22 protein-coding genes and 1 pseudogene are annotated in these 23,443 nt (G+C 70.7%); 13 read left to right on the forward strand and 10 right to left on the reverse strand.

Annotation, left to right across the window (positions count from 1 at the left end):
• The first annotated feature begins 59 nt into the window (after positions 1–59).
• Positions 60–743 (forward strand): phosphate signaling complex protein PhoU, encoded by a 684-nt coding sequence (phoU, locus tag EOT10_RS35070; RefSeq protein WP_127832430.1) that lies wholly within the window; start codon positions 60–62, stop codon positions 741–743.
• Between the two features lie 86 nt (positions 744–829).
• On the opposite strand, the gene EOT10_RS41500 is transcribed toward phoU, so the two are convergent.
• The 5 genes from EOT10_RS41500 to EOT10_RS35090 all read right to left on the reverse strand — a co-directional run bounded on the left by EOT10_RS41500 (position 830) and on the right by EOT10_RS35090 (position 7,244).
• Positions 830–991 (reverse strand): hypothetical protein, encoded by a 162-nt coding sequence (locus EOT10_RS41500; protein WP_189492488.1) that lies wholly within the window; start codon positions 989–991, stop codon positions 830–832.
• A 62-nt stretch (positions 992–1,053) separates the two neighbouring features.
• The gene (locus tag EOT10_RS35075) at positions 1,054–2,592 is read right to left on the reverse strand and encodes an APC family permease (RefSeq protein WP_223281373.1); all 1,539 of its coding nucleotides are present in this window, start codon (positions 2,590–2,592) and stop codon (positions 1,054–1,056) included.
• A 371-nt stretch (positions 2,593–2,963) separates the two neighbouring features.
• Positions 2,964–4,313 (reverse strand): aminotransferase family protein, encoded by a 1,350-nt coding sequence (locus EOT10_RS35080; RefSeq protein ID WP_127832431.1) that lies wholly within the window; start codon positions 4,311–4,313, stop codon positions 2,964–2,966.
• A gap of 118 nt (positions 4,314–4,431) precedes the next feature.
• On the reverse strand, positions 4,432–5,784 hold the full coding sequence (locus EOT10_RS35085; protein ID WP_127832432.1) for an ArgE/DapE family deacylase: 1,353 nt from the start codon (positions 5,782–5,784) through the stop codon (positions 4,432–4,434).
• A complete protein-coding gene (locus EOT10_RS35090; protein WP_127832433.1) occupies positions 5,781–7,244 on the reverse strand; it encodes an aldehyde dehydrogenase in 1,464 nt (487 codons plus the stop codon). Before EOT10_RS35090 ends, EOT10_RS35085 begins: the two co-directional genes overlap by 4 nt.
• 316 nt (positions 7,245–7,560) lie before the next feature.
• Here EOT10_RS35090 and EOT10_RS35095 point away from each other — a divergent pair, with 316 nt between their 5' ends.
• On the forward strand, positions 7,561–8,175 hold the full coding sequence (locus tag EOT10_RS35095; RefSeq protein ID WP_127832434.1) for a TetR/AcrR family transcriptional regulator: 615 nt from the start codon (positions 7,561–7,563) through the stop codon (positions 8,173–8,175).
• 92 nt (positions 8,176–8,267) lie between these two features.
• On the opposite strand, the gene EOT10_RS35100 is transcribed toward EOT10_RS35095, so the two are convergent.
• A complete protein-coding gene (locus EOT10_RS35100) occupies positions 8,268–9,176 on the reverse strand; it encodes a LysR family transcriptional regulator (protein ID WP_127832435.1) in 909 nt (302 codons plus the stop codon).
• Positions 9,177–9,425: 249 nt separating this feature from the next.
• Between EOT10_RS35100 and EOT10_RS35105 the strand changes: the two genes are divergently transcribed.
• From EOT10_RS35105 to EOT10_RS35135, 9 genes and pseudogenes are all read left to right on the forward strand, one after another.
• Positions 9,426–10,877 carry a purine-cytosine permease family protein gene (locus EOT10_RS35105; protein ID WP_127832436.1) on the forward strand — a complete coding sequence of 484 codons (1,452 nt, stop codon included), beginning with the start codon at positions 9,426–9,428 and terminating at the stop codon, positions 10,875–10,877.
• A gap of 183 nt (positions 10,878–11,060) precedes the next feature.
• Positions 11,061–11,567: a hypothetical protein gene (locus EOT10_RS35110; RefSeq protein ID WP_189492491.1), complete on the forward strand. Its 507-nt coding sequence runs from the start codon at positions 11,061–11,063 to the stop codon at positions 11,565–11,567.
• A gap of 38 nt (positions 11,568–11,605) precedes the next feature.
• On the forward strand, positions 11,606–11,965 hold the full coding sequence (locus EOT10_RS42280; protein WP_223281374.1) for a hypothetical protein: 360 nt from the start codon (positions 11,606–11,608) through the stop codon (positions 11,963–11,965).
• 8 nt (positions 11,966–11,973) lie between these two features.
• Positions 11,974–12,483 (forward strand): hypothetical protein, encoded by a 510-nt coding sequence (locus tag EOT10_RS42285; RefSeq protein ID WP_223281375.1) that lies wholly within the window; start codon positions 11,974–11,976, stop codon positions 12,481–12,483.
• A 42-nt stretch (positions 12,484–12,525) separates the two neighbouring features.
• Positions 12,526–13,038 carry a hypothetical protein gene (locus EOT10_RS42290; protein WP_223281376.1) on the forward strand — a complete coding sequence of 171 codons (513 nt, stop codon included), beginning with the start codon at positions 12,526–12,528 and terminating at the stop codon, positions 13,036–13,038.
• Positions 13,039–13,235: 197 nt separating this feature from the next.
• Entirely contained in the window at positions 13,236–13,586 is a 351-nt protein-coding gene (locus tag EOT10_RS35120) for a hypothetical protein (protein ID WP_127832437.1), read from the forward strand.
• A 175-nt stretch (positions 13,587–13,761) separates the two neighbouring features.
• Positions 13,762–15,021, forward strand: a complete 1,260-nt coding sequence (locus EOT10_RS35125; RefSeq protein WP_127832438.1) for a serine hydrolase domain-containing protein — start codon at positions 13,762–13,764, stop codon at positions 15,019–15,021.
• Positions 15,022–15,227: 206 nt separating this feature from the next.
• The gene (locus EOT10_RS35130) at positions 15,228–15,443 is read left to right on the forward strand and encodes a hypothetical protein (protein WP_127832439.1); all 216 of its coding nucleotides are present in this window, start codon (positions 15,228–15,230) and stop codon (positions 15,441–15,443) included.
• An 18-nt stretch (positions 15,444–15,461) separates the two neighbouring features.
• Positions 15,462–15,797, forward strand: a pseudogene (locus EOT10_RS35135) (ABC transporter permease); the annotation flags it as partial.
• A gap of 97 nt (positions 15,798–15,894) precedes the next feature.
• On the opposite strand, the gene ggt reads toward EOT10_RS35135, so the two are convergent.
• Both ggt and EOT10_RS35145 read right to left on the reverse strand, forming a co-directional pair.
• The gene (gene ggt / locus EOT10_RS35140; protein ID WP_127832440.1) at positions 15,895–17,748 is read right to left on the reverse strand and encodes a gamma-glutamyltransferase; all 1,854 of its coding nucleotides are present in this window, start codon (positions 17,746–17,748) and stop codon (positions 15,895–15,897) included.
• 376 nt (positions 17,749–18,124) lie between these two features.
• On the reverse strand, positions 18,125–18,886 hold the full coding sequence (locus EOT10_RS35145; RefSeq protein ID WP_127832441.1) for a phosphoglyceromutase: 762 nt from the start codon (positions 18,884–18,886) through the stop codon (positions 18,125–18,127).
• Positions 18,887–19,132: 246 nt separating this feature from the next.
• On the opposite strand from EOT10_RS35145, the gene EOT10_RS35150 reads away from it, so the two are divergent.
• Positions 19,133–20,428 (forward strand): MDR family MFS transporter, encoded by a 1,296-nt coding sequence (locus EOT10_RS35150; RefSeq protein WP_127832442.1) that lies wholly within the window; start codon positions 19,133–19,135, stop codon positions 20,426–20,428.
• Here EOT10_RS35150 and EOT10_RS35155 read toward each other — a convergent pair.
• Both EOT10_RS35155 and mshA read right to left on the reverse strand, forming a co-directional pair.
• Positions 20,425–20,949: a type III secretion system chaperone family protein gene (locus tag EOT10_RS35155; RefSeq protein ID WP_127832443.1), complete on the reverse strand. Its 525-nt coding sequence runs from the start codon at positions 20,947–20,949 to the stop codon at positions 20,425–20,427. The two genes, EOT10_RS35150 and EOT10_RS35155, sit on opposite strands and share 4 nt — an antisense overlap.
• Entirely contained in the window at positions 20,942–22,291 is a 1,350-nt protein-coding gene (gene mshA, locus EOT10_RS35160; RefSeq protein WP_127832444.1) for a D-inositol-3-phosphate glycosyltransferase, read from the reverse strand. The genes EOT10_RS35155 and mshA overlap by 8 nt, the downstream gene beginning before the upstream one ends.
• Before the next feature lie 162 nt (positions 22,292–22,453).
• Between mshA and EOT10_RS35165 the strand changes: the two genes are divergently transcribed.
• Positions 22,454–23,248, forward strand: coding sequence for a class I SAM-dependent methyltransferase (locus EOT10_RS35165; RefSeq protein ID WP_127832445.1), 795 nt, complete (start codon positions 22,454–22,456; stop codon positions 23,246–23,248).
• Positions 23,249–23,443: the final 195 nt, after the last annotated feature.

Genomic DNA, 23,443 nt, shown 5'->3' on the forward strand with positions numbered 1-23,443 from the left:
GGGCCGAACGTGGGAGCGTGGGGCACGAAAGCCCCGAAGTGAGTGAGAGGGACAGTTGTATGCGTGACGCGTACCACGAGGAACTTGACTCGATCGGCGAGGGCCTGGTCGAGATGGCCCGCCTTGTCGGGTCGGCGATCGGGCGCGCCACCACGGCCATGCTCGACGCCGATCTGAAGCTGGCCGAGAGTGTCATCGCGGCGGACCAGAAGGTCGACGATCTTCAGCACGACCTGGAGGCGCGGGCGATCGCCCTGCTGGCGCGGCAGCAGCCCGTGGCCACCGATCTGCGGATCGTCGTGACGTCGCTGCGGATGAGCGCCGACCTGGAGCGCAGCGGTGACCTGGCGCAGCACGTCGCGAAGCTGGCGCGGCTGCGGTTCCCGGACAAGGCCGTTCCGCACGACCTGCACGCGACCGTCCTGGAGATGGGGCAGCTCGCGCAGCGGCTGATGGCGAAGGCCGCAGAGGTCATCATCACCAAGGACGTCGACCTCGCCCTGCAGCTGGAGCAGGACGACGACGAGATGGACCAGCTGCACCGGACGCTGTTCCAGCACCTGATGGACGACCGGTGGAAGCACGGCATCGAGACCGCCGTGGACGTGACGCTCCTCGGGCGTTACTACGAGCGGTTCGCCGATCACGCGGTGTCCGTGGCCAAGCGGGTCGTGTATCTCGTGACCGGCGAGCACGCCGACGAGATCCAGCCGCCGCAGCCGCAGCCGGTCGACGGGAGCTGAGCCGCGCCCCGCTCGGGGTGATGGTCGTACGACGGGGCCCCGCACCTGGTGTCAGGTGCGGGGCCCCATGTCTTGCGCGTAGCAACTCAGCCGCAGCAGCCGCCGCACTGGCACGGTGCGCCCGACTGGCAGCCGCAGCCGCAGCCCGAGCCGCAGCCGCAGGCACCTAGCAGAACCAGCCGGTGCGGGTGCGCGACGACGTCCGTCGGCTGCTCGGTGACGGCTTCGGGGGTGGGGGACTCGGCCATGGGGTTCCCTCCTCGGGGGCGAACTGCCTGACACTCAGTTCATGCCCAGGCCTGCGGGCGCGTCAACGGCGCACGCGCGCGCGGGAGTTCAGCGCGTTGGCCACTGTGTGGCCGATGGTGCCGAGGAGAAGCAGAGCGACGACCGTGCCCAGCGTGAATGCCTCGAACGCCGTCCGCGACACCCCCCACGTGCCGTGGAAGTCGTACGTGATGCCGAGCAGCGCCTCCAGCGTGCCGGGGAACAGGGCCGCCCAGGAGCCGATGAGGATCCACACGTACACCAGGACCGCGCAGACCATGAAGCCCTTGCTGCCGAACGGGACCTGGTAGGGGCGCGGTACGTCCCTGTGGCGCAGGCGCAGCACCACCAGGGCCGGGATCACCGTCAGGTACGAGAGCAGGAGCGTCGTCACCGCGACGGTCAGGACGACGGAGAACACGGCCGCCGCGTCGCCGTCCGCCAGGCGCATCGCCGCCACCATGAAGATCGTCGCGATCGCGCCCGACAGGAGGTTGGTGCGCACCGGTGTGCCGAGCGTCGGGTGGAACGCGCCGAGCTTGCGGCTGAAGAAGCCGCCGTCCGCCGCCGCCATCGCCTGCATCCGGTCGCTGACGATCATCCACGCGCTGCCCTGGGTGAGGAGCGCGAACACGAAGAGGAGCGCGGTCGTCTTCAGGAGTGCGCCGCTCGCGCCCCCGTAGACGGTGAAGATCGTCGCGGCGCCGTCCATGAAGCCGCCGATGCCGGTCACCTTGCCGGCCGGGACCACGGAGAGGATCGCGAGGACCGGCAGCAGGTAGCAGGCCGCCGCGATCGCCGCGGAGCGGCCGAGGGCCACGGGGACGTCGCGCTGCGGGTTGTGCATCTCCTCGCCCGCCGCGTTCGGGGCCTCGAAACCGACGTAGGCGAAGAGGAGGACCGGGACCAGGGCCAGGAAGCCGGCCGTGGTGGGGCTGAACGTCGCCGCGTGCGCGCCGGTGGCACCCGTTCCGGTCAGGCCCTGGAAGCCGTGCTCCAGGCCGTACGCCACCGCCGTACCCGTGAAGACGGCCAGAGCCAGGACCTTCGCCCCCGCGCCCGCCGTGGTGATCCACTTGCCCTTGCGCAGCGAGACCACCGCCGTGAGGATCGCGATCCAGATGAAGAGGATCTTGAACGTGTAGTCGGCGAACGTGCCCTGGCCGAGCTTGAACACGAAGCCGTCCCAGGTCTCCGCCGCGATGAACACGAGGGAGCCGCCGAGCCAGATCGGGTTCGTCACCCAGTAGAAGAGGGTCGTGATCGCGGCCGTCAGACGGCCGAAGGCGAGCTTGACCCAGACGTAGGGGCCGCCCTCCTGGGGGAAGGCCGCGCCCGTCTCCGCGAAGAGCAGCGCGTACGGGATGAGGAAGGCGACGGCGATGACCGCCGTCCAGGTGACCGCCTCGCCGCCGCCCGTCGCGATCTGGCCGACCGTGTCGAAGGAGATGACCGCGGCCACCGCCATCGCGGTGATGTCGAAGCGGCGGAGGCTCCGGTGCAGGTTGGGGGTGGCGTCGGGGGTGGGTGCCGGCGCCTCTGGGTGCGGGCTCTGGTCTGTGGGTGTGGGTGTCTTGGGCACGACGGTCGGTCCTCGGGGGCTGCGGAGGGGTGGGACGGTGCGAATACCCGTGCGGGGGCGGGGGGTGTGGGGGGTGCCGGCTCGGTGGGGCGGGGCGGGGGCGTTTGGTGCGGCTCGCCGCGGGTGGGTGCGGCTCGGCTCGGCTTGGCTCGGTGGGGCGGGGGCGAGGGTGTTCGGTGGGGCTCGCCACGGGTGGGTGCGGCTCGGCGCGGGGTGCGCTCCAGTGCGGGGACGCGGCGGGATGTACGTGCTCGCTGTTCTATGGGTTCCGGCGCGAGCACATGAAGCCCGAGCGCTCCCCCACGTGGCTCCGCGCGCACATCCCGCCACGTCCCCTCCCGTCGGAACGCGGCTGCCGGCCGGTGGGGCTGTTACTTGATCTCGCCCGTCGGCGTCGTGCGCTCCAGGACCGAGCGGATCGCCGTCGCGGCCTCCTTGGCCTCCTGCTCCGTCATGATCAGCGGCGGGGACAGGACCAGGCTGTGGGCCGAGTCGCGGACGATGACGCCCGTCTCCTGCCGGATCACGTCGTGCGGCATGCGCGCCGGGTTCAGGGGGAGAGGGGTGCGGGTCTCGCGGTCCGCGACCAGTTCGACCGCCAGCATCATGCCGACCGAGCGGATCTCGCCCACTATCGGCAGGTGGCCCAGTTCGGCCTCGAGCTGGTTGTGGAGGTGTTCGCCCATCGTGACCGCGCGGGCCAGGAGGCCCTCCCGCTCGATGATGTCGAGGTTGGCGAGCGCGACGGCGGCCGCCACCGGGTGGCCGTTGTACGTGTAGCCCATCGGGAAGCCGTGGTCGCGGAGCAGGACCTCGGCCACGTCGTCCGAGACCATCAGGGCGCCCAGCGGGATGTAGCCCGAGGTGATGCCCTTGGCCGTGACGATGATGTCCGGCTGGATGCCGAAGTGCTGGGCCGCGAACCACTCGCCGACGCGGCCGTACGCGGTGACGACCTCGTCGAAGATGAGGAGGATGCCGTGGCGGTCGAGGACCTCACGGACGCGCGGCCAGTAGTCGGCCGGCGGGACGAGCATGCCGCCGACACCCATGATGGGCTCGCCGATCATGGCCGCGATGTTGCTCGCGCCGATGTCCGCGATGCGCGCCTCGAGTTCGGCGATCAGGAAGTCGGTGGGGTCCTCACCGTTGTAGAGCTCGGTGCGGTACGGCCACGGCGGCGTCAGGTGGCTGACGTGCGGCATCATCGGGGCGAAGCCCTCGTGGTAGACGGGGAAGCCGGTGGCCGAGCCGCCGCCGTAACCGATGCCGTGGTAGGCCTTGTTGCGGGCCAGGATCCAGGTCCGCGAGCCCTCGCCCCTGCGGTGGTGGTAGTAGCGGGCCATCTTGATGGCCGCCTCGTTGCCCTCGGAGCCGCCCGACGTGAAGTACACGTGGTTGAGGTTCTCGGGGGCCAGGCTCGCCAGGCGCTGCGACAGCTTGATCGCCGGCTCGTTCGAGAACTCCCAGAAGCTCGTGAAGTACTCGAGCTGCTTCATCTGGGCGTGCGCGACGTCCGCGACCTCCTCGCGGCCGTGGCCGATCTGCGCCAGCCAGAGGCCGCCCGTCGCGTCCAGGTAGCTGCGGCCCTCCGCGTCCGTGAGACGGCAGCCCTTGCCCTCCGTCATGATCACGCGCTCCTCGGCCGAGCCGGGGAGGTAGGGGTGGATGATGTGGGCCCGGTCCGTCGCGGCGAGCTGCTGTGCGGGGGTGAGGGTCATGGTGTGTTCGTCCCTTCGAGGGCGTGAGGGGCTTCGGGGGTGTGAGGGGCTTCAGGGGCTTCAGGGGCTTCAGGGTTTGAGGGTTTTTGGGGCTTGAGGGTTTTGAGGTTTTGGGGGTTCAGGCGGCTGCTCGTGTCGTCATTGCCAGCGCGGCCAGCGCCAGGGTCTTCGCCGTGGCCACCAGGTCGCTGACCTCGATGTACTCGTCGATGGTGTGGAGCGTCGGGGAGCCGTCGGGGCGCGTGGCCGTGGGGCCCAGGCAGACGGCCGGGGTGTTCGCGAGGCGCGTCAGGGTCGCCGCGTCCGTCCAGGACGGTTCGCCGAGGATGCGCGGGCTGTGGCCGATGCTCGTCGCCGAGGCCAGGACCGACGCGACCAGCGGGTGTCCGCCGTCGACCTCCGCGGGCGGGAGTTCCGTGTCCCAGGCGAAGGCCGGGGGGTACGCGGCCAGCCAGGGGTCGGCCGACACCGCCTTCGCCACGGCCGTCTCGATGTCCTCGCGGACCCGGCTCGCCCAGCCGCCGGCGTCCGCCTGGACGGGCAGGTACGTGACGTCCAGGGACACCTCGCAGGACGCCGGGTATGTCACCCACCACTCCCCGCCCTTGATCATCGTCGGGACGATGGAAGGGGGCGGGAGGAGAGGGTGGCGGTGGGCCGGGTCCGCGGACCAGCCCGCCCGGAGGTTCTGGAGCGCGGCGAGGACCGGGAGCGTCTTCTCGATCGCGTTGACCGCGCCGCCCTTGCGCCAGTCCCCCGGCGGGTGCTCGGCGTGGCCCGGCCGGCCGGCGACCGTGACCGTGCCGCCGAGGATGCCCCGCTGGGCTGTCACTACGTCGAGGTCGGTGGGCTCGGGCACGATCGCGGCGTCCGCCCGTACGCCGTACCCCACGGACGCCAGGGTGCCGGCGCCGTTCCACTCCTCGTCGGTCGCCGTGTTGATGAGGAGGTCGCCGGGGAGGCGGATGCCGAGCGCGGCCAGGGTCTCGGCCGCGATGACGGCTGCCGCGATGCCGCCCTTCATGTCGCAGGTGCCGCGGCCGTAGAGGCGGCCGTCGCGGACGGTGCCCTCGAAGGGGTCCGAGGTCCATTCCCTGCGCGGCTCCGCGGACACGACGTCGATGTGGCCGTTGAAGAGCAGGCTTCTGCCGTTTCCCGTGCCCGGGAAGCGCGCGATCAGCTGGGGGCGGCCGTCGAAGCCGAGGCCCGGTGGCGTCTGGGGTGAGGGCGGCAGGTCGGACGGCTTCGGGGTGAAGACGTCCGCGGTCGCACCCGCCGCGCGCAGCCGGGCCGCCAGGTACTCCTGGAGGTCGGCCTCGTCGCGGGCCGGTTCCGACGCGTCGCCGCGGACCGTCGTGTCGAAGCCCACCAGGTCGCAGGTGAGGGCGATCAGGTCGTCGGTACGGCTGTCGATCGCCGCGAGGAGCGCTTCGGTGTCCGTGGGTGCGTGGTTCATGGGTACGTGGCTCATGCGTACGTGATCCAAGTCGTCTTGAGGCCCGTGTACTTGTCGAGGGAGTGCAGCGAGAGGTCCCGGCCGTGGCCCGACTGCTTGAAGCCGCCGAAGGGGGTCATCGGGCTCAGCGCGTCCACCGTGTTCACCGAGACGGTGCCGGCCTGCAGGGCGTCCGCGACGCGGTGGGCGCGGCCCAGGTCACGCGTCCACAGCGAGGCCGCGAGGCCGTACGGCGAGTCGTTGGCCGTGGCGATCGCCTCGGCCTCCGTGGTGAAGGGGTGGACCGTGAGGACCGGGCCGAAGAGCTCCTCGCGGGCGAGCGGTGCGTCGGGGCGCAGGCCGGTGACGATCGTGGGCGTCAGGTAGGCGCCGTCGCGCGTGCCGCCCACGATCACCTGGCCGTCCGTCTCCTCGATCGCCCGGTGGACGCGGATCGCCTGGGCCTCGTCGACGAGGGGGCCGAGGTTCGTGGCGGGGTCCAGCGTGTCGCCCGGCACGAAGCGTGCCGCGTGCTCGGCGACCTTGGCCGTGAACTCGTCGGCGACCGAACTCTCCACCAGGAGGCGGGTGTTGGCCGAGCAGACCTGTCCGGCGTTGTACGCGAATCCCCAGGCCGCGCGCTCCGCCGCCGCCTCCAGGTCCGCGTCCGCGAAGACGACGTTCGGGCTCTTGCCGCCCGCCTCGGGCCAGACCTGCTTCATGTTCGACTCGGCCGCGTAGGACAGGAAGAGCTTCGCGACCGCGGTCGAGCCGGTGAAGACGAGGGTGTCGACGTCCGGGTGCAGGCCGAGGGCGCGGCCCGCGGTGTCGCCCATGCCGGGGACGACGTTGAGGACGCCGTCGGGCAGGCCCGCCTCGGCGGCGAGTTCGGCCAGGCGCAGGGCGGAGAGCGGGGACTGCTCGGCCGGCTTGAGCACGACGCTGTTGCCCGCGGCGAGGGCCGGGGCCAGCTTCCAGCTCGCCAGGTCCAGGGGGAAGTTCCACGGGACGACGGCGCCCACGACACCGAGCGGGGTGCGGCGGACCGTCGCCAGGTTGCCCGGGGGCGCCGGCGCGATCTCGTCGTACAGCTTGTCCGCGGCCTCCGCGTACCAGGCGAAGACACCGGCCGCGCCGGGCACGTCCACGCCGTACGACTCGGCGATCGGCTTGCCCATGTCGAGGGTGTCGAGGAGGGCCAGCTCCTCGGCGTTGGCCGTGATCAGGTCGGCGAGGCGGAGGAGGGTGCGCTTGCGGGTTGCCGGGTCCGTGCGGGACCAGCGTCCGTCGTCGAAGGACTCGCGGGCGGCGCGGACGGCCGCGTCGATCTCGTGGCCCTCGCCCCGGGTGACCTGCGCGGTGACCTTTCCAGTGGCCGGGTCGACGGTGTCGAACGTGGCTCCCGACCGCGCCTGGGTCCATGCGCCGCCGATGAACGCCTGGGTGCGCGGGGTCAGTTCGGCTGCTCGGCGCTGCCAGTCTGCGTGGGTGTTCATGCGGCGACTCCTTCAGGTGCGGGTGTGGCCTTGTGGCGTTCGGCGGCCGGGGCACGGGGTGCGCGGGGTGCGGGGTGCGGGGGACGATCGCGGTGCCCCGGCGCGCCAGGACCGGCCGTGGCGGTGGATCGTCTGCGGCCCGCCCGGCCGCGTGCCCCGCGCCTGGCGCGGTGCCGTCGGGAAGCCGCCGCCCCTACAGCTTCGACTCCCACCTCGACTTCTTTGTGGCGAGATTCAAACAATGGATCGCCGGGTCGTCAATGCCTTACCTGCCAGGAACTTGATTTATTTGAATCTGGTGACAGAGAATTAGGCCATGGGGAACAAGCCTGGGCGACCGAAGAACCAGACCGCGCGACGCGAGGCGCTCGTCGACGCGGCCGGGCGCGCCATCGCCGAGCGCGGGCTCGACGGGCTGCGCATCAAGGACATCGCCGCGGAGGCGGGGGTGTCGGCGGGGTCGGTCCTGTACTACTACCCCGAGCTGGACGAGCTGGTGGTCGAGGTGCACCAGGGCGCCGTGGAGCGCTATCTCACCGCCCGCCAGGCTTCGGTCGACGGCGTGATCGGGGCGGCGGCGCGACTGCGGGCCCTGCTGGGGAGCGGGCTGCCGGGCGGCTCGGGGGACGCCGTGCACGGGCTGCTGTTCGAGCTGCACCGGCGCGCCGACCGCAGCTCCGGGCACGCGACCCTGATGGCCTCGCTCTTCGCCCGCGAGGTCGCCCTGTACTCGACGATCCTCGAAGTCGGCGTGGCCGTAGGGGAGTTCACACTGACGGAGCCCGTCGCCGACGTCGCGCGCAACCTCGTCGCGCTGGAGGACGGCTACGGACTGCACATCGTCAGCCGCAACACCGAGCTGACCCCGGACGTCGCCCGCCGCCTGCTGCTCGGCTACGCGCGGACGGTCACGGGGTGCCCGGAGCTGTGACACCGGCGGGAACCATCCGCAGAGCAGATCTTTTCGAGCGGAAGCTTCTGCTCCAGTGATGGATTCTGAGGGCCGGGCGCCCTGTCGGCCTCTTACGACCTGAGCGCCTCCCGGCACGCCGTCGCGAACGCCTGCGCCCGGCCCGTCAGGCGCACCCCGCGCAGCTTCGCGAGGACGACAGGGAGCGCGGGCAGCGGGTCGGTGAGCGGCAGCGCGACGACGCTCGACCCGTCGTACGTGCGGTCGTGCGCGGGCCGCTGGTTGAGCATCGACCAGCCGTACCCTGCGGCGACCAGGGCGCGCACGGTCTCGTAGCTCCGGGTGCGGTGGCTGATGCGGGGCTCGACGCCGGCCTTGGCGGCGACGGCGCGGAAGTAGTCACGGCTGGCCGGCAGGTCGAGCAGGATCATCGGCTCGTCCGCGAGGTCGGCGAGGCGGGCCCGGCCGGCCTCCGCGAGCCGGTGCCCCTCCGGGACCAGGGCGTACGGCGGGGACATCGCCAGGACCTCGCACTCGATGTCGGGGTCGAGATCCATCTCGTAGAGCAGCGCCAGCTCGCAGACGCCGGTCCGCAGGCTGTCCTGCACGCCCGGGATGTCGCCCTCGACGACCTCGACGCGCACGGCGGGCTGGCGCTCGCCGAACTCGCGCAGCAGGCGGGGCAGGTAGAACGGCGCGAGTGTCTGAAAACAGCCCACGCTCAGCTCGCCGACCAGGTCGGCGCCCAGACTCCTGGCCGATTCGGCCAGCTCGTCGGCGTGCGTGAGGAAGCCGCGCAGCTCGTGCAGGAAGCGCTCCCCCGCGGCCGTCAGCGCCAGGCCCTTCGCGTGCCGGCGGATCAGGAGCTGCACGCCCAGCTCGCGCTCCAGATGGTGCACGGCGGTGGACACGGCGGACTGCGAGACGTTGATGCGCTGCGCGGCGGCGGTCATGCTGCCGAGCTCGGCGGCGGCGAGGAAGTACCGCAGCTGCACGAGGGTGAAGTTCGCGTCCTTGGCCATGGCTGGATTGTGCCCCCGGGCCCCCCGAGCTGTCTGCATCTGGAAAACAGATGTAACACAAGGGAAATCAATGTTTGACCGGGGATTACGAGGGCGGCGAGACTCCCGAACCAGAACCAAACGGCCTTTACGCCGCCCCTACACCCGCCCCACCCGTTCCCACCAAGGGCTCCCCGGCCCACCCCTCTCTCCAAGGCTCTCCCAGGCTCTTCCCCCGCTCTTCCCGCTCTCCCAGGACAGGGATTCCGCATGCCAGACACCCCCGCCGCCCCCGCGACGGCCGGCGCCCCGGCCGTCGAGCAGCACACCATCGACCACGTGCCCGAGACCGAGCGTCACGGCCGCGTCCGTGACCTGTTCACCATGTGGTTCGGCACGAACATCGCGCCCCTGCCGCTGGTCACCGGCGCGATGGGCGTCCAGGTCTTCCACCAGTCGTTCTGGTCGAGCGTTCTCGCGATCCTGGTGGGCCAGCTGGTCGGCGCCGTGTTCATGGCGCTGCACTCGGCGCAGGGCCCGCAGCTGGGCGTCCCGCAGATGATCCAGAGCCGGGCGCAGTTCGGCAGTGTCGGCGCGCTGCTCATCGTGGTCGTGGCGGCCGCGATGTACATAGGCTTCTTCGCCTCGAACATCATCCTGGCGGGCAAGTCCCTGCACGGGCTCGCGCCCGCGGTGCCGGTCGACGCGGGCATCGTGCTCGGGGCGCTCGGCTCGGCCCTGATCTGCTGGGTCGGCTACCGCCTCATCCACACCCTCAACAAGATCGCGACGTGGGTGCTCGGCATCGGCATCCTGGTCGGCCTCGCCGTCGTGATCACCCGCGGTCTGCCGGACAACTTCTTCTCCGCGGGCTCCTTCACCTTCGCGGGCTGGCTGGCGACGGTGTCGCTGAGCGCCCTGTGGCAGCTGGCCTTCGCGCCGTACGTCTCCGACTACTCGCGCTACCTGCCGCGCACGGTCCGCACGGCGTCGACGTTCTGGGCCACGTACTGGGGTTCGTGCCTCGGCTCGACGCTGCCGTTCCTCGCGGGCACGGTGATCGGTCTCGCGTCGCCCGGCACGGACGACACGGTGGCGGGCTTCGACAGCGCGGCCGGCTCGTTCGGCCCGGTCGTCCTGCTGCTCTTCCTCTTCTCCGTGATCAACCACAACGCGCTCAACCTCTACGGTGCGGTGCTGTCCCTGATCACCGTCGTCCAGACGTTCCGCCCCTCGTGGACCCCGCGCCAGACGGCCCGCGGCATCGTCTCGGCGCTGGTCCTGATCGGCGCGCTCGTCATCGCGACGGCCCTGTCCAGCGACTTCGTCTCCAGCTTCGTGAACCTCGTACTGGTCCTGCTCGTCGTCCTCGTCCCCTGGACCGCGATCAACCTCATCGACTTCTACCTGGTTCACCGGGGCAACTACGCGCTGGCCGACCTCTTCGCCCCCGACGGAGGCCGCTACGGCCGCTTCAACCCGGTGGCCCTGACGTCGTACGCCCTCGGCATCCTGGTCCAACTCCCCTTCGTGGCCACGTCGTTGTACACGGGCCCCCTGGTGGCCCCCCTCGGCGGAGCCGACCTCTCCTGGCTCGTCGGCCTGGTGGTGACGGCACCGGTGTACTACGTGTGGGCCCGCCGGGTGGCGGCACACGCCACGCCGGAGCCCACGACGGAAATCGCTCCCGAATCCGCCACGCCGACGTCACCGGCGGTGTGACGGAGGCCTGCCGCCTCAACTTCGAACAGTGACACACCAGTTTGATGGGCCCCGCCGGTTGGCGGGGCCCATCCGCTGTTCCCGGACCTCGCCCGTCACGCAACCACCGAAGGTCCGGTCCGTGTCCGAGACGATGAGGCCGCTTGTCCGGCCAAGAGGTCACGGGGAAAGGCAGGTCCATTCATGGCATGGGACGAGTGGGAGCATCTCAAGGGTGAGGCCGCCCAGAGAAGGGGGGCCCGCATGCAGCTCAACCAGGCACCCCCTGCAGGCGGCAACGACGGGCTCGTCGTGAACCAGGACGATCTCGGGGGCGTCGGACACGAGGCGTTCTCGCTGCACACTCGGCTGCGCGAGCAGGTCGACATCGCGGGCGCGGGCGCGGGCGCGGACGAGCACGGGTCCGGTTCGACCATGCAGGCCGCGGCCGAGCTGAAGAGCCACCACTTCGGCGCCGGCGGGGAGCTCGAGACCACCGTGGAGCTGTGGACGAGCCAGGTGAAGGCCGTACTCCAGGCGTGTGCCCACATCTCCAACCACCTCGACTACTCGAAGAAGTTGCACAGTCACGACGACGTGAAGATCGCCGCAGAGGTACGCAACCGGGCCGGCACCGCCATCTCCGTCTCCGTCTCCGTCTCCGTCTCCGTCTCCGTCTCCGTCTCCAGCCTCAACGAATACTTCAAATAGAAGGCTCATGCCATGTACGGGACGGGAGCGTGCGGCACGTGAACTACACAGACCTGATCGAGGTGGACCTCAGCAAATTAGGGGTTGCGGTCACCGATTGGAAGCAGGCGACGGACCGCCTCCAGACCCTCGTCGGCGACGCCCGTGACGGCCTCAAGGCCAAGTCCGACAAGGCGCACTGGGCCGGGCTCAACGCCGATGTGACCCGGGAATTCGTGGACAAGACCACGAAGGAGTTCTCAGACCTGCACGCGGAGGCCAAGAGCATCTGGAGCGTCATCGAGGACGCCCACAGTGAACTGGAATCGCTCCAGAACCGTGCCAAGCGTCTGACTGAGGCGGCGCGCAAGGAGGAGTTCATATCGTCATCGACGAGAAGAACGGCACGGTCAAGGTGATGGAGGCCATGTGCAAGGTCGACGAGAAGCCGGCCGGCCAGAAGAAGACCGACATCATGCAGTGGTACGCCGACACCATCACCGGCCTCGTCGCACACGCCTCCGAGGTCGACGCCGCCCTGGTGCGCGCCTTGCAGAAGAGTCACGGCACCGACGCCTTCAACGCGGGCCATGCCACATACACCTCGCTCGACGAGGACATGATGCCGCGCGCGGAGAAGCTCGCCGAACTGGGTGATAACGCAGATCCGAAGCAGCGCGCGGAACTCCGGCGACTCTGGGAATCACTGAGCCCCGAAGCACGGGCGCAGTTGTGGGCCCGCCACAAGGACAACCTGCTGTCCGCCGGTTTGCTGACCCCCACGGTCAAGCGCGGTGCGTCCGACGACGGAGCGGGTCCGTACGACGTCGAGGACCCCGGCATGCGCGACTACTGGATCCAGCTTCAGGCCGAGGGCATGGCAAACGCAGGCGACTTCATCGGGAACACCGATGCCGCACGGAACCTGGATCACTAACTGCGGGGCCTCGGCACCACTCTCGACCTGGATGTCGACCGGATGCTCACCGACGACGAGTCCCTGCGCCTGGCCTCGCAAGGCACGATCACAGGACAGCAGGAACAGTGGAAGCAACAGGCTCTGGCGGCCTTCGAGAAGTCCGGCGGGAAGCCCGTCTCCATTCCGGTGGAATCCCCTCCCCAGGGTTACACCCACAGCGACCGCAACTGGTATCTGGCAGTGGGCAGCGCGACGACCAACACCACCGGAGTCGTCACCGTCACCCCGGGCACGGACGGAAAGCCCAAGGTGTCGCTCGACTACCAGGTCAACGTCTGGGACCGGTACAACTGGGACCCAGGAAAATCCACCCCGATCGGCCCGACCGAAGTGACCGACGCGGACATGGCGCGCCTCCACACAACCGGTCTGGCCAGGGAGTTCGACATGCGAGGCAGCGGTTCAGTGCAGCACTACGACCTGGGGTCGTCCCCCGCGAAACTTCCTGACCCGGCAGAACCTGGGCGGGACGGGACCCGTACTGACCTCGGACGCAACGGGGACGCACGGTGAGGGTGGGCCGGCACTCGATGTTCACGGCTCGAGCGGTGTCCGCGGGAGCGCTGGGTCTCGTGGCCTGCTTCGTGCTCACCGGCTGTTCGGGCAGCACCGGAACCCGCACCGGTGAGAGTTCCGGTGCGAGTGCGGATTCGCGGAGGCAAGTCCCGTACTGGGAAGCGGGGACGACTCCCGAGGAGGTCGGTCGGCAGATGCACGTACACCTTCCCACCGAGGCCACGGACCGGCGCGCCGCCCACCAGAAGGGCTTCCAGGACGACGGCCTACTGCTCGCCTTCACACTGCCGAACTCCCGCGTGGACGCGTTCCTCGCCGAGCTCGCCCCCGAGCATGAACTCACTCGTCGCGCCGAGCCCCTTCAGAAGTCGGTGAAGCCCATGACGCCGTTCGCGCATCTCGGGCTCAAGGAGCCTGAGACGCTGGCGGACGTACGCTCCGGACCTGTGTGTGCTCCCTGCGCGAGCGAGTTGAACTCCCTCGATGTGACGGTGCATCCGCTCGATGCGCGAAGCAGCCGTGTCTACCTGCGTGGGGTCGACTGACCGGGCCCCCGCCCACCGGCGTCCCGTCCCCACCCTGCGTCGCCCTCCCGCGCGCCCTCGCTGCCGTCCTCTCGACGCGACCGGGCGGCCGGATCGACCTACGATGGGCGTGGGGCTTCTTCACCAGGTCTTCCTCAGGCCTTGCTCTGGTCTTCCTCATGGTTGGAGCCGGCCCATGACGCACTCAGGCACGCGACTGCGCAGGGGAGCGATCGCCGTGACGGCGGTCGGGATGCTGGCGGTACCGGCCGCGGGCGGGGCCGCCTTCGGAGCGTCGGCGACGACACCCGCCCAGGTAACCGCCACCCACCCGCCCTATCCACCCTCGCCGTCCTCACCGTCCGGTGAGTTCCAGCAACTCACTCCGTCCGTGGAGAAGGAGATCGACGCCGCCGTCCATAAGGTCATGCGTGAGGCGCATGTGCCGGGCGTGACCGTGGGCCTGTGGACACCCGACAAGGGCCAGTACGTACGGTCGTTCGGGGTCGCGGACAAGAGCAACGGCCAGAAGATGGCGCCCGGCCTGTACATGCGTATCGGCAGCGAGACGAAGACGTTCACCGTGACGGCGCTGCTGCAACTGGTCGACCAGCACAAGGTCGGCCTCGACGACCCGATCGGCCGGTACATCGACGGGGTGCCGGGCGGCGACAGGATCACCGTCCGGCAGCTGGCCGAGATGCGCAGCGGACTGTTCAACTACTCGGAGGATCCCGGGTTCTTCAAGGCGCTGACGTCCGATCCGCAGCGCCCGTTCACCCCACGGCAGCTCCTCGCGTACTCGTTCAAGCACCCGGTGATGTTCGCGCCGGGCGAGAAGTTCTACTACTGCAACACCAACCTCATCCTGCTCGGCCTGGTCGTCGAGAAGGAGAGCGGGCAGCCGCTCGGTAAGTACATCCGGGACCACGTCCTGACACCGGCCGGCATGCACCACACGCTGTTCCCGACCGGCAAGAAGTTCCCGAAACCGCACGCGCAGGGCTACACGAACCAGACCGCGACCGGGAAGACCGAGGTCTCCACGGACTGGGACCCGTCCTGGGCGTGGGCCGCGGGCGCGATGATCTCCACCCTGAACGACCTGCGCACGTGGGCACCCACGGTCGCCACGGGCACGTTCCCCAACGGCGCCGCGATGATCAGCCCCGCCACCCAGAAGCAGCGCCTGCTCACCCCGAAGACGACCATCCCCGGCGCGGGTTACGGCCTCGGCATCTTCGACATCCAGGGCTGGATCGGCCACAACGGCTCCCTGCCTGGCTACGAGTCCCTGACGATCTACCTGCCGTCGGCGAAGGCCACCCTCGTGGTGCTCCTGAACACGGACATCACCCACAAGGGCACCGAACCCAGCACCCTCTTCGGCAAGGCCATCACCCAGATCGTCACTCCGGCGAACGTCTTCGACATCCCTCAGCCGACGACGCGGTGATGACGGGGCTCCGCCGGTTCCACCCGGCGTACGCACTGCTCATGAGCCGATCCGGCGCCATCCCCGGCCCCAAATCCGGCCCCGGATGAGCGGATTGCCGCCAACCGACGTCAACTCCGTGACCACACCACCGGGCTCGGGCTACACAGGAAGGCGGCCGACGACATTCCTGCCTGCCGTTCCTGCCTGACGAAGGGGCTGGCCCGATGGTGCTGACGATCGACGTGGCGGTTCTGCTGGCGGTCGTGATCCTCCTGCGATTACGCCGTCGCACGCAGGCCCGAAGCCGGTCCGACGAGAAGCTGACCGTGGCCGTGGTGCTCGTGTTCGGGATACTCATCGCCCCGACCGCCTTCGGCCAGGGCGTCCTCGACGTGGTGGGTCAACTCGCGCAGGGCGTCACGCGGTCGGGCACCCCCTAATCTCGCGCGCTGGTTCCGGGACTCGTCGCGGCGATCGCGTTCGCCGTGGCCTGGCTGTCGGCGGCGCTCGGGCTGATCTCCAAGACGGTCGAGTCGGCGAGCAACAAGCCGCTGCTGATCCAGTTCCTGCCGTTCCTCGGCTCGGCGTTCGTGCCGGCCGGTTCGATGGCGCCGGGCCTGCGCTGGTTCGCCGAGAACCAGCCGTTCACGCCGATGACGGAGACGCTGCGCGGCCTGCTCACCGGCTCCGAGATCGGCAACAACGGCTGGATCTCGCTCGCCTGGTGCGCGGGAATCGCCCTCGTCGGCTACTTCTGGTCGCGCTCGCTCTTCAACAGCACGACGAAGCGCTGATATCGATCCGGGTATTCCGCGCATCCCGCGCAGGTCGTCAGTAGGGGCCCACCTCCGGAAAACCGGAGGTGGGCCCCTACGCGACGGGTGACCGGTGTCAGCGGGTCTCGTCGACCACCATGGCCGAGCCGCCGCCGCGGCGCTTCGGCTCGGCGACCGCCGTCACCTTGCCGTCGCGCCCGAACTCCAGCGCCGCGGCGGCGCCGATCTCGGGTGACGGGGTGAAGGCCTGCGGCGCCAGTACGAACTGGTGGCCGAGGGCTTCGAGCGCGGGGCGCTCGGACGAGTCGAGGAAGGCCGGTTCGGCGTCGGTCTGGGTGCGGTTGCGCTGCGAGATGCGCGGCGCGGCGACCGCCTCGGGCAGGGACATCCCGAGGTCGAGGCGGTTGACGAGGGTCTGCAGCACCGTGGTGATGATGGTCGCGCCGCCCGGCGAGCCCACCGCGATCTGCGGCTTGCCGTCACGCAGCACGATCGTCGGCGACATGCTGCTGCGCGGTCGCTTGCCCGGGCCCGGCAGGTTCGGGTCGGGAACGCCCGGCGTCAGCGGCGTGAAGTCGAAGTCCGTGAGTTCGTTGTTGAGCAGGAACCCGCGGCCCGGGACGGTGATCGCGGAGCCGCCGGTCTGCTCGATGGTCAGCGTGTACGAGACGACGTTGCCCCAGCGGTCCGAGGCGACCAGGTGCGTGGTCGACGGCCCCTCATGCGGCTCCAGGCTGCCGGTCCCCTGCGCACAGCCCTGCCCGGGGTTGCGCGGGTCGCCAGGAGCGAGCGGGCTGGTGAGCGCCTTGTCGGGCCGGATCAGGCAGGCGCGGTCCTTGGCGAATTCCTTGGACAGCAGCTCCTTGGCCGGCACGTCGGAGAACGCCGGGTCGCCCACCCAGCGGTTGCGGTCCGCGAACGCGATCCGGCTGGCCTCCAGGTAGTGGTGGAGCGCCTGGGTCCGGTCGTCGGACGACAGGTGGAAGTTCTCCAGGATGTTCAGCGCCTCACCGACGGTGGTGCCACCGGAGGACGACGGGGCCATGGAGTACACGTCCGAGCCGCGGTACGTGGTGTGCGTGGGGGTGCGGGCGATCGCTTTGTAGCCGGCGAGATCGGAGTTCTCCATGGACCCGGGGCGCACGTTCCGCGTCGAGCCCTCGGCCACCGGCGGGTGCTGCACGGTACGCACGACGTCGCGTCCGATGGACCCGCCGTTCATGGCGCCGGCGCCCTCGTCGGCGAGCTGCCGGTAGGTGCGGGCCAGATCCGGGTTGCGGAAGCGGGAGCCGACGACGGGCAACTGGCCGTGCGGGAGGAAGAGTTCGGCCGTCGAGCTGAAGTCGCGGAACCGCGCCTCGTTCATCTTGGTCTGGGCGCGGAACTCGTCGTTGACGACGAACCCGTCGTCCGCGATGCGCGTCGCCGGGCGCAGGGCCTGCTTCAGGGGGATGGTGCCCCAGTCGTCCAGGGCCTTCTGCCAGGTGGCCGGGGTGCCCGGAACGCCCACGGCCAGGCCCGAGTTGACGGCTTCGTCGAACGGGATCGGCTTGCCGGTCGACGGGTCGAGGAACGCGTCGGGTCCCATCCGGGCGGGCCCGGTCTCGCGCCCGTCGATGGTGCGCACCTTCCCGGTCGCGGCGTCGTAGTACACGAAGTACCCGCCGCCCCCGATGCCCGCCGAGTACGGCTCGACCACACCGAGCGCGGCAGCGGTGGCCACGGCCGCGTCCACGGCGTTGCCACCGTGCCGCAAGACGTCCAACCCGGCCTGGGTGGCGTACGGATTCACGCTGGAGACCGCACCACCACTGCCGACGGCGACGGCCTGCTTGGCGGGCGGCTGGAGCCCGGAACCGTCGGCGTGCGGCGCGGAGGCGGGAGCTCCGACGGCGCCGGAGGGAGTCAGGACGGGGAACAGAAGCGCGGCCGCTGACGCAGCCACGACAACGGTACGACGGACAGCCATGGAGCCTCCGGTGACCTGGAACGAGGGGATTGGCGGAAACCCTGGCAGCGTTTGAGCAGGTCAGCAATGAGACGCCGGAAGATTTGCGGGAAAGCTGAGGTTTCCGGCGAGTAGCTCGCGAGGGGTGCCGCCTCCGGGGGAGTTGCTCCAGGCGGGGGCATCGGTTCGGATCAGGGTGTCCGCTGGCCGGCTGATCACCAGACGGTACGACGGTGTCCGGGGCACCACGTCGAAGGGATGTGTCTGGATCGCCGCGCGGTACCGTCCGGGCCCGCTTCCGTCTCGTCTAGCCCGACGGCCCCAGCGACGGCCCCAGGGCAACAAAAAGCCCCTCACCGGCAACGAACCTGCTGGTGAGGGGCTTCTTCGTGGGCTGTTACTTCTTCTTGCCCTGGTTCTTGACCGCCTCGATCGCCGCCGCGGCCGCTTCCGGGTCGAGGTAGGTGCCGCCCGGGTTCAGCGGCTTGAAGTCGGCGTCGAGCTCGTAGGACAGCGGGATGCCCGTCGGGATGTTCAGGCCCGCGATGTCGGCGTCGGAGATGCCGTCGAGGTGCTTGACCAGGGCGCGGAGCGAGTTTCCGTGGGCCGCGACCAGGACCGTCTTGCCGGCCAGGAGGTCGGGGACGATGCCGTCGAACCAGTACGGGAGCATGCGGACGACGACGTCCTTGAGGCACTCCGTCTGCGGGCGCAGCTCCGGGGGGAGCGCCGCGTAGCGCGGGTCGTCGAACTGCGAGTACTCGTCGTCGCGGGGCAGGGCCGGCGGCGGGGTGTCGTACGAGCGGCGCCAGAGCATGAACTGCTCCTCGCCGAACTCGGCGAGCGTCTGCGCCTTGTCCTTGCCCTGGAGCGCACCGTAGTGGCGCTCGTTCAGGCGCCACGTGCGGTGGACGGGGATCCAGTGGCGGTCCGCGGCCTCCAGCGCGAGCTGGGCCGTGCGGATCGCCCGCTTCTGGACGGAGGTGTGCAGCACATCGGGGAGCAGGCCGGCGTCCTTGAGCAGCTCACCGCCGCGGACCGCCTCCTTCTCGCCCTTCTCGGTGAGGTTGACGTCCACCCAGCCGGTGAACAGGTTCTTCGCGTTCCATTCGCTCTCGCCGTGGCGGAGGAGGATCAGCTTGTACGGTGCGTCGGCCATGCCTTTGAGCCTAATCCAAGCCAATGGAGCCTCGTGCGTGAGGCCACGGGCCGGACGGTACGGGGCCGCCGGACGAGCGCGGGACGAGCCCGTACGAGGCCGGGGCGCCGCCGTCGATTGACGTTCGCCGTCAATTGAGTGGCTGCCCGCACCCCACCCCCCGTAAGTTACGCGTACCGCCAGCGCCGCTTACAGCTGCTTACCGCAGCTCATATGGCACCGAATGTCCCAGGGGGGATCCGCCCGATGTCCGTCACCACCCTCAGACGGGCCGCACGCGAAAGCGTGTCCGGCCTGCCGCGTCAGTTCTGGTGGCTGTGGGCCAGCACCCTGATCAACCGCCTCGGCGCCTTCGTCCTCACTTTCATGGCGCTGTACCTCACCACCGAGCGCCACTTCTCCGCCTCGTACGCGGGTCTCGTCGCCGCCCTCATCGGGCTCGGCGGCATGATCGCGTCGCTGCTCGGCGGGGTGCTCGCGGACCGGCTCGGGCGGCGGCCCACCCTCCTCGCCGCGCAGCTCGCGACGGCCGTGACCGTCGCCGTCCTCGGCTTCGTGCGCGACCCCGCCGGGATCGCGGTGACCGGTTTCCTGCTCGGTGTCGCCTCGAACGCGTCGCGGCCCGCCGTGCAGGCGATGATGGCCGACCTCGTCGCGCCGAAGGACCGTGTCAGGGCCTTCTCACTCAACTACTGGGCCATCAACCTCGGCTTCGCCGTCTCCTCCGTCTACGCCGGTTTCCTCGTCGCCACCAGCTACACCGCGGGCTTCCTCGTCGAGGCCGCGATGACCCTGGCCTGCGCGGTCCTGGTGTTCGTGAAGGTGCCCGAGTCGCGGCCCGAGCGGCCCGAGCCGAAGCCGGACGGGTCCGACGCGGCGCCGGTCGCCGACGTGACGATGCTGACGGTCCTGCGCGACGGCCGGTTCATGCTGATGGTGGGGCTTTCCTTCCTGATCTCCGTCGTCTTCACCCAGTCCTCGTCCGGGCTTCCCATCGTCATGGGGCAGGCGGGGCTGAGCAGTTCGGACGTCGGGCTCGTCGCCGCCGTCAACGGCGTCGTCATCGTCGCCCTCCAGATCCCGCTGACCCGGTTCATCGAGAAGCGCGACGCGGGCCGCCTGCTGACCGTGTCGTCGCTCCTGATCGGCTACGGCTTCGCGCTCACCGCGTTCGCCGGGTCGATGGCCTCGTACGCCCTGATCGTCGTCGTGTGGACGCTCGGCGAGATGGTCAACGCGCCCACGCAGTCCGGCCTGGTGGCCCGGCTCGCCCCGGCGCACGGGCGCGGCCGCTACCAGGGCATGTACGCGATGTCGTGGTCGGTGGCGGCCCTGGTCGCGCCGCTCCTGTCGGGCATCACGATCGACCGGTACGGCGCGGGCTGGCTGTGGGCGGGCTGCGCGGCGCTCGGGACGGTCGCGGCGCTCGGGTACTGGGTGCTGATGCGGGGGCTGCCGGCGGCCGGGGACCACACGGAGAAGGGGGCGGAGGAGGAGGCGGCGACTGCTGCTGCCGAGACGGCCGTTGCCAGCCCTGCCTAAGACTTGGCAGACGGCTCAGCCGACGGCTGGGTCAGATGCGCGAACGCGTCCAGGTTGCGTGTGGACTCCCCGCGCGAGATCCGCCAGGCGTACTCGCGGCGGATCGCGCTCGCGAAGCCGAGTTCGAGGAGCGTGTTGAACGCGCCGTCCGCGGCCTCCAGGACGGAGCCGAGGAGGCGGTCGACCTCGTCGGGGGTGACCGCCGCGAGGGGCAGCTTGGCCGTGAGGTAGATGTCGCCGAGCCGGTCCACCGCGTAACTCACGCCGTACAGACGGAGGTTGCGCTCCAGGAGCCAGCGGTGGACGCCCTGCTCGTTCTCGTCGGGGTGGCGGATCACGAACGCGTTGAGCGAGAGCGAGTGCTTGCCGACGATCAGCGAGAGCGTCGTCCACAGCTTGCGCGTGCCGGGCAGCTTCACGACGTACGACGAGCCGGGTTCGGGGCTCTCCCAGTCGAGTTCGGCCTCGGTGAGGACCCGCTCGATGACCGCCGCCGCGCCGGTCGTGGTGCTGTCAGCCATGCAGCGAGGGTACGTGACGGGGGTGCCGGTGCTCGTAGGTGGCCGCCGTGTACACGTCGGCCGTGGCGGAGGCCGCCGTGTCCCAGCCGAAGCCCTGCGCGTGCCGGGCCGCGGCGTCACCCATGCTGTCCACAAGCTGTGGACGGTCGGCGAACTCGCGCAGCACGCGCGCGTAGGCGGCCGGGTCGTGTCCCGGGACCAGGAAGCCCGTCGTCTCGTCGCGCACGGCGACGGGCAGCCCGCCGACCGCGGCCGCGATGACCGGCGTACCGGCCGCCTGGGCCTCGATGGCGACCAGGCCGAAGGACTCGCTGTAGGACGGCATGACGAGGACCGAGGCCGCGCGGAACCAGTCCGCGAGCTGGTCCTGGCCGACCGGCGGGCGGAAGCGCACGACGTCCGCGATGCCCAGCTTGGCGGCGAGCTTCTGCAGCCCCTCGGGCTTGGCGAGGCCGCTGCCGCTGGGCCCGCCGACGACGGGTACGACCATGCGCGAGCGCAGCTCAGGCCGCTCGTCGAGCAGGACGGCGACGGCCTTGAGGAGGATGTCGGGCGCCTTGAGGGGCTGGATGCGGCCCGCGAAGAGCGGTATGAGGGCGTCCTGCGGCAGGCCGAGGCGCTGCCGGGCGGCGGCGCGCCCGTCGGCGGGGCGGAAGCGGTCCAGGTTCACGCCGGGGTGGACGACCGCGACCTTGCCGGGGTCGGCCTCGTAGTGGCGTACGAGCTCGTCGGCCTCCTCCGCGGTGTTCGCGATGAGGCGGTCGGCGGCGCGCACGATCTGGGTCTCGCCGATGACGCGCGCGGCGGGCTCGGGGGTGTCGCCCTGGGCGAGCGAGGCGTTCTTGACCTTGGCCATGGTGTGCATGGCGTGCACGAGGGGGACGCCCCAGCGCTCGGCGGCCAGCCAGCCGACGTGCCCGGAGAGCCAGTAGTGCGAGTGGACGAGGTCGTAGTGCCCCGGCCGGTGGCCCGCCCACGCCTGCATCACGCCGTGCGTGAAGGCGCACAGCTGGGCCGGCAGCTCCTCCTTGGCCAGGCCCTCGTACGGGCCCGCGTCCACGTGCCGGACCAGGACGCCGGGCGCCAGCTCGACCGAGGGGGGCAGCGCGCCGGTCGTCGCGCGCGTGAAGATCTCGACCTCGATGTTGATGGCGGCGAGCCGCTTGGCGAGCTCGACGATGTAGACGTTCATGCCGCCGGCGTCACCCGTGCCGGGCTGGTGCAGCGGTGACGTGTGCACGCTCAGCATGGCGACTCGGCGTGGCCGGCGGTGCGCGCCGGGGAACCTGAGCCGCGGGGACGAGGCCCCGGAACGGCGGAGCCTGGACACGTACTGGCTCACGTGGCGGTCCTCCTTGCTGCGGGCACGACTACGAGGGGGGACACCGTCCCTCCTGCACGCCGTCCAACACCGGCGACCTCCGCTCCATTTCCGCTTTGCCAAATCATTACCCCCGGGGACTCAACCCCGGAGGTATCCGCCCCACCGCATACCCTCGTACCCATGAGACCGCGCACCCCGTCCCGCCCCGTGGGAACGGTCACACGCGGGACCACGAACCCCAATCGCCTGCGCCGCATGGACCGGTGGATCGCGGCCACGCACGGCGCCGCCCTGCGCCACGACCCGCACCCCGTCGCCGTCGACCTCGGCTACGGGGCAGCGCCCTGGACCGCGGTCGAACTCCTGCACCGCCTGCGCACCGTCGCGCCGCACACGCGCGTGGTCGGGATCGAGATCGAGCCCGCGCGGGTCGCCGCCGCTCTCCCCTACGAACGGGACGGCCTCACCTTCCGGCACGGCGGCTTCGAGCTGCCGCTCCCCCACGACCCGCTCCTGATCAGGGCGGCGAACGTGCTGCGCCAGTACGACGAGGACCAGGTCGCCGAGGTCTGGGACCGGCTCACCGCGCGGCTCGCGCCCGGCGGGCTCCTGGTCGAGGGGACCTGCGACGAGATCGGCCGCCGCCACGTGTGGGTCGCGCTCGGACCCGAGGGCCCGCGCACGGTCACCTTCGCGACCCGCCTCGGCTCCCTGGACCGCCCCTCCGACCTCGCCGAGCGCCTGCCCAAGGCGCTGATCCACCGCAATGTGCCGGGCGAGCCGGTCCACGCGTTCCTGCGCGACTTCGACCGTGCCTGGGCGGCGGCCGCGCCCTACGCCTCGTACGGGGCGCGGCAGCGGTGGATCCGGACGGCGCGGGCGCTGAGCGCGGACTGGCCGGTGACGGACCGGGCCTCGCGGTGGCGGCAGGGGGAACTGACGGTCGCGTGGGGGGCGTTGGCGCCGCGAGGGTGACGGGTGACGGGGCCGGGGGCCGGGGGCCGGGGGCCGGGGAACGATCTCCGGGGGCCGTTCGTCAGACGGAACGGGGACGGGGGTGGGGGCAGGGACCAGGGGGACTGGGGGGACGCGCCGGGAGCGGATAGGTAGTTGTTGCCCGGCTCTGTCGCATTCGACGTCCGCGTGGCACCATCCCCTGGACATCCGTAA

Source organism: Streptomyces antnestii, assembly GCF_004005495.1.
GTDB classification, from domain to species: Bacteria; Actinomycetota; Actinomycetes; order Streptomycetales; family Streptomycetaceae; genus Streptomyces; species Streptomyces antnestii.

Coding starts and splice junctions, on each gene's coding strand:
- phoU (WP_127832430.1), top strand. CDS start 60: ATGCGTGACGCGTACCACGAGGAACTTGACTCGATCGGCGAGGGCCTG.
- EOT10_RS41500 (WP_189492488.1), bottom strand. CDS start 991: ATGGCCGAGTCCCCCACCCCCGAAGCCGTCACCGAGCAGCCGACGGAC.
- EOT10_RS35080 (WP_127832431.1), bottom strand. CDS start 4,313: ATGACCCTCACCCCCGCACAGCAGCTCGCCGCGACGGACCGGGCCCAC.
- EOT10_RS35085 (WP_127832432.1), bottom strand. CDS start 5,784: ATGAGCCACGTACCCATGAACCACGCACCCACGGACACCGAAGCGCTC.
- EOT10_RS35090 (WP_127832433.1), bottom strand. CDS start 7,244: ATGAACACCCACGCAGACTGGCAGCGCCGAGCAGCCGAACTGACCCCG.
- EOT10_RS35095 (WP_127832434.1), top strand. CDS start 7,561: ATGGGGAACAAGCCTGGGCGACCGAAGAACCAGACCGCGCGACGCGAG.
- EOT10_RS35100 (WP_127832435.1), bottom strand. CDS start 9,176: ATGGCCAAGGACGCGAACTTCACCCTCGTGCAGCTGCGGTACTTCCTC.
- EOT10_RS35105 (WP_127832436.1), top strand. CDS start 9,426: ATGCCAGACACCCCCGCCGCCCCCGCGACGGCCGGCGCCCCGGCCGTC.
- EOT10_RS35110 (WP_189492491.1), top strand. CDS start 11,061: ATGGCATGGGACGAGTGGGAGCATCTCAAGGGTGAGGCCGCCCAGAGA.
- EOT10_RS42285 (WP_223281375.1), top strand. CDS start 11,974: ATGTGCAAGGTCGACGAGAAGCCGGCCGGCCAGAAGAAGACCGACATC.
- EOT10_RS42290 (WP_223281376.1), top strand. CDS start 12,526: ATGCTCACCGACGACGAGTCCCTGCGCCTGGCCTCGCAAGGCACGATC.
- EOT10_RS35120 (WP_127832437.1), top strand. CDS start 13,236: ATGCACGTACACCTTCCCACCGAGGCCACGGACCGGCGCGCCGCCCAC.
- EOT10_RS35125 (WP_127832438.1), top strand. CDS start 13,762: ATGACGCACTCAGGCACGCGACTGCGCAGGGGAGCGATCGCCGTGACG.
- EOT10_RS35130 (WP_127832439.1), top strand. CDS start 15,228: ATGGTGCTGACGATCGACGTGGCGGTTCTGCTGGCGGTCGTGATCCTC.
- ggt (WP_127832440.1), bottom strand. CDS start 17,748: ATGGCTGTCCGTCGTACCGTTGTCGTGGCTGCGTCAGCGGCCGCGCTT.
- EOT10_RS35145 (WP_127832441.1), bottom strand. CDS start 18,886: ATGGCCGACGCACCGTACAAGCTGATCCTCCTCCGCCACGGCGAGAGC.
- EOT10_RS35150 (WP_127832442.1), top strand. CDS start 19,133: ATGTCCGTCACCACCCTCAGACGGGCCGCACGCGAAAGCGTGTCCGGC.
- EOT10_RS35155 (WP_127832443.1), bottom strand. CDS start 20,949: ATGGCTGACAGCACCACGACCGGCGCGGCGGCGGTCATCGAGCGGGTC.
- EOT10_RS35165 (WP_127832445.1), top strand. CDS start 22,454: ATGAGACCGCGCACCCCGTCCCGCCCCGTGGGAACGGTCACACGCGGG.